Origin of the sequence: Caulobacter sp. D5 (assembly GCF_003185805.1) — a bacterium.
GTDB lineage: Bacteria > Pseudomonadota > Alphaproteobacteria > Caulobacterales > Caulobacteraceae > Caulobacter.
The window spans coordinates 1-4,096 of the sequence record NZ_QHJY01000427.1; the positions used below are offsets into that span (position 1 = coordinate 1).

At 70.5% G+C, this 4,096-nt stretch carries 5 protein-coding genes; 2 read left to right on the forward strand and 3 right to left on the reverse strand.

The window, feature by feature from the left end; genetic code table 11:
* The first annotated feature begins 372 nt into the window (after positions 1–372).
* Positions 373–879: a DUF1993 family protein gene (locus tag DMC18_RS22800; RefSeq protein ID WP_110118389.1), complete on the forward strand. Its 507-nt coding sequence runs from the start codon at positions 373–375 to the stop codon at positions 877–879.
* Between the two features lie 238 nt (positions 880–1,117).
* Here DMC18_RS22800 and DMC18_RS22805 read toward each other — a convergent pair whose 3' ends face one another.
* Both DMC18_RS22805 and DMC18_RS22810 read right to left on the reverse strand, forming a co-directional pair.
* The gene (locus DMC18_RS22805) at positions 1,118–1,993 is read right to left on the reverse strand and encodes a bifunctional helix-turn-helix domain-containing protein/methylated-DNA--[protein]-cysteine S-methyltransferase (RefSeq protein WP_110118390.1); all 876 of its coding nucleotides are present in this window, start codon (positions 1,991–1,993) and stop codon (positions 1,118–1,120) included.
* 56 nt (positions 1,994–2,049) lie between these two features.
* A complete protein-coding gene (locus tag DMC18_RS22810) occupies positions 2,050–2,526 on the reverse strand; it encodes a DUF2244 domain-containing protein (protein ID WP_110118391.1) in 477 nt (158 codons plus the stop codon).
* Between the two features lie 52 nt (positions 2,527–2,578).
* Between DMC18_RS22810 and nth the strand changes: the two genes are divergently transcribed.
* Positions 2,579–3,277: an endonuclease III gene (nth, locus tag DMC18_RS22815; protein WP_110118392.1), complete on the forward strand. Its 699-nt coding sequence runs from the start codon at positions 2,579–2,581 to the stop codon at positions 3,275–3,277.
* Positions 3,278–3,280: 3 nt separating this feature from the next.
* Here the strand turns inward: nth and DMC18_RS22820 are convergent.
* On the reverse strand, positions 3,281–4,096 hold an 816-nt coding region (locus tag DMC18_RS22820), incomplete at its 5' end, for an MFS transporter (protein ID WP_146218179.1).

The window sequence follows — 4,096 nt, forward strand, 5'->3', positions numbered from 1 at the left end:
GCCGAAACGCTAAAACACATCACGGTCCCCGGGCTCCGCCCGGCCGCTCCGCGCCTCCCCGACCTAACGCGCAACTGCGCGGGAGATCGCAAATCCGTGTCCCTCTCCCCTTGCGGGAGAGGGTGGGCTCGCGGAGCGAGGTCGGGTGAGGGGTCTCTCAGACCTCAACACCGCGTACGGCGATCAGGCCGGGCGGCAGCGTCCGACTTCTGAGAAACCCCTCATCCGTCGACTGCGTCGCCACCTTCTCCCGCAAGGGGAGAAGGATAAGGAGATACCTCTGGGGGGGGCGGAGAGGATCCCCCAACTGTAGGACTGCCGCTTTCCACCAAACCGCCCTACATCCAGCACCAAAGCCTCACCGGAGCCTCCATGACCATCACCGCCCACCGCGTCAGCGTTCCCGTCTTCGTCCAGGGGCTGAAGAGCCTCGCCGGCGTGCTGGCCAAGGCCGCCGCCCATGTGGAAGCCCACAAGCTCGATCCCGAGGCCCTGCTGAAGGCGCGGCTCTATCCCGACATGTTCCCGCTGATCCGCCAGGTGCAGATCGCCACCGACTTCGCCAAGGGCGCCAGCGCCCGCCTCGCCGGCCTCGAGGTTCCGGCCTGGGACGACGCCGAGACCAGCTTCGCCGACCTGTCGGCCCGCGTCGAACGCGCCATCGCCTATGTCGAAGGCCTCGATCCGGCCGCCTTCGACGGCGCCGAGGACCGCACCGTGGCCCTCACCCGCCGCGGCGAAACCACCGAGCACAACGCCCTCGACTACCTGACCGCCCAGGCCCTGCCGAACTTCTACTTCCACCTGGCCACCGCCTACGGGATCCTGCGCAAGAACGGCGTGGTCGTGGGCAAGCGCGACTTCCTCGGCACGGCCTGAGTATGAAAGGCGGCGGTCCTTTCTTCAGGGCCGCCGCCGAAACGCCCACACCAGTCCGGCCAGGGCCGTCACCACGCCGGCCGCCGCCGACAACACCACCGCCAACGCCTTCAGTACCTCCGGTTCCATAGCTCCACCCGTTACTCAGCCCGCATCGCGGTTACGGGTCAGAGTGGCTCGAGCCGACGTCGAGTCCGGACGTATGTTTCTGGTTTGTTCTAGGCCTGAAGCAGAGGCGTCACGCCACCTCCTGCACCGAAACGGCCTCCATCCCGAGGATCGCGGCCTTGCGGGCCAGGCCCCAGTGGTAGCCGGTGAGGCGGCCGTCCTTGGCGATGGCGCGGTGGCAGGGGATCAGCAGCGAGATCGGATTGGCGCCGATGGCCCCGCCGGTGGCCTGGAACGCCTTGGGCTTGCCGGCCCAGGCGGCGACCTGGCCGTAGGTGGCCGTCTCGCCGGCCGGGATGCGCAGCAGGGCCTTCCAGACCTGCACCTGGTAGGGCGAGCCGATCAGCACCACGGGCAGGGGGCCTTCGCTGGCCCCGAACGCCCGCAGGGCCGTCTCCTGGGCCGCCCCGTCGTCGCGCACCCAGTCGGCGCCGGGCCAGCGGCGGTGCATGTCGGCGAAGGCGAAGTCGTCGTCGCCGTCCGAGAAGGCCAGGCCCGCCAGGCCCCGCTCGGCCAGCACGAACAGGCCGCGCCCGAACGGGGTGGGCGACCAGCCCCAGCGCAGGGTCATGCCCGCCCCGCGCCGGCGCACGTCGCCCGGGGTCGCCGCCTCCTGGGCGATGAACAGGTCGTGCAGCCGCGAGGGGCCGGAAAGGCCCGCGTCATAGGCCGCGTCCAGCACGCTGGCCCCGGCTTCGAGCGAACGGCGGGCCTCGGCGTGGGCGATGGCGGCGACGAAGGTCTTGGGGCTGACCCCGGCCCAGCGGGTGAAGATGCGCTGGAAGTGGAACGGCGACAGGCCCACCGCGCCGGCGGCCTCGTCCAGCGACGGGCGGTCCATCCAGCGCTGCGCCAGCCAGTCGAGGGCCACGGCCATGCGGTGATAGTCGGCCGAGCGCTCGGCCAGGCGCGCGAGGGTTTCGGAAGGCGAGACGTCGAGAGGCATCGGTTCACTCTAGCCCCGGCAGGGCAGGGCGTCCGCCCGGTTCTTGCGGCTGGAACTCACGACCACCGCTCGGCCCGCGCGCTCTTGATCGCCCGCTCCAGGGCATGCGCGAAGGCCACCCGCTCGTCGGGGCTGAGCGCGCGGGCCAGGGTCAGGCGGCGACGCGACATGAAGAGGCGCACGCGGCTTTCGTGCTCGCCGGGCTGGTCGAGATCGACGCGGGTGAAGGCGGTCGGCGAGGTCCAGACCACCTTGGCGCCCTTGGCGTCCTCGCGGCTGACGGTGATCGCCTCGGCCGTGACCCGCACCCGCTCCGACCGCGACAGGGCCCGGTTGCTGGCGCGCAGGGCCAGCCACAAAGCCAGCACGTCGAGGCCCAGGAACGGCAGCACCGGCGGCGCGCCCAGCACCAGCAGGAACACCGCCACCATCAGGTTGAAGGCGATGACCACGCCCAGCACCACGGCCATGCCGGTTCTGCCGAGCGACCGGTTGGGGCGGATGACGGCGTCCATGTAGAGGGCTGCGGCCATGACCAGGATTTACGCCGCTTGCGCCGCCTTGGCGAGCCGGGCGCATCACGGCATGGTCACGCCGATGGCCGTCACCAAGACCCTTGTGAAGAAACGCCCCGCCGCCAAGCGGATCTCGCCCGCCGAGCGCGAACGCGTGCGCATCCTGTTCGAGCGCTTCGAGAGCCTGGAGCTGCGGCCCAAGACCGAGCTGAACTATTCCAACCCCTACGAATTGGTCACCGCCGTCGCCCTGTCGGCCCAGGCCACCGACGTGCAGGTCAACAAGGCCACCGGCCCGCTGTTCCAGGTCGCAGGTAGCGCCGAGAAGATGCTGGAGCTGGGGGAAGAGGGGCTGATCAAGTACATCGCCTCGATCGGTCTCTTCCGCACCAAGGCCAAGAACGTCATCGCCTCGGCCCATATTCTGATGGACCGCTATGGCGGGCAGGTGCCGCTGAACCGCGAGGCGCTGGAAAGCCTGCCGGGCGTGGGCCGCAAGACCGCCAGCGTGGTGCTGAACGAACTCGACGTCGAGCCGGCCATCGCCGTCGACACCCACGTGTTCCGCGTCTCGCACCGCCTGAAGCTGTCGGCCGGCAAGACCCCCGACGCGGTCGAGGACGACCTGATGCGGATCGTGCCCGGACCCTACCAGACCCGCGCCCACCACTGGCTGATCCTGCACGGCCGCTATGTCTGCATCGCCCGCAAGCCCAAGTGCGAGATCTGCAAGATCGCCGACCTGTGTCCGTCGATCGGATTGTTCTGAAGGCTAGATCCGCACGCCGGGCTTGAACCGCGCCGTCATCACCATCATCGCCACCACGCCGACAGCCATCAGCAGCCAGGCGCCCGACAGGTCCGACGAGGCGTCGCGCACCCAGCCGGCCAGGAACGGCATGACGCTGGCCATGACGTAGCCGCCGCCCTGGACGAAGGCCATCAGGTCGCCGGCCTGGTCGGGGTCGCTCGCGTGGTCGAGAGTGACGATCAGCGACAGCGGGAAGATCGCGCCGATGCCCGCGCCCAGCAGGCAAACGGCGGGCAGGACGAGCCAGGGCGCCAGCAGCAGGCAGGCGATGCCGCTGAGCAGCGAGGTCAGGGCGGCGATCAGCAGGGGACGACGATCCGGACGACGGGCGATGGCCGCCGAGACCGTCAGGCCCGCCAGCACCTCGCATACCGTCAGGGCCGAAAGCGCGTAGCCGGCCTGGTCGGCCGTCAGGCCCCGGCTGGCGTAGAACGGCGGAAACCAGGCCAGCACCAGGGTGTAGGCGCCGGTGCCGACGCCGAAGAAGGTCAGCAGCAGCCAGGCGCGGGGGCTCTTCCACAGGGCGTGACGACGAACGACGCGCGGACCGCCGGCCGGAACGGCGACCGAGCGCTTGGTCGCGCCGGTCCACAGCAACAGGGCCAGCACGGCCGGCAGGGTCCACAGGCCGAACATCGCCTGCCAGCCGGCCAGGCGGGTCAGGCCCGAGGCGCCCGCGGCCGCGACGGCGGCGCCGGCCATGATGCCGGTGGTGTAGAGGCCGGTGAGGCGGGCGGCGTCGTCGCCGGCGAAACGCTTGATGAAGCCGGGCATGAG

Bases quoted from the DNA above. Each gene is read 5' to 3' on its own strand.
- nth (WP_110118392.1), top strand. From the start codon at position 2,579: ATGGTCACGCCGATGGCCGTCACCAAGACCCTTGTGAAGAAACGCCCC.
- DMC18_RS22800 (WP_110118389.1), top strand. From the start codon at position 373: ATGACCATCACCGCCCACCGCGTCAGCGTTCCCGTCTTCGTCCAGGGG.
- DMC18_RS22810 (WP_110118391.1), bottom strand. From the start codon at position 2,526: ATGGCCGCAGCCCTCTACATGGACGCCGTCATCCGCCCCAACCGGTCG.
- DMC18_RS22805 (WP_110118390.1), bottom strand. From the start codon at position 1,993: ATGCCTCTCGACGTCTCGCCTTCCGAAACCCTCGCGCGCCTGGCCGAG.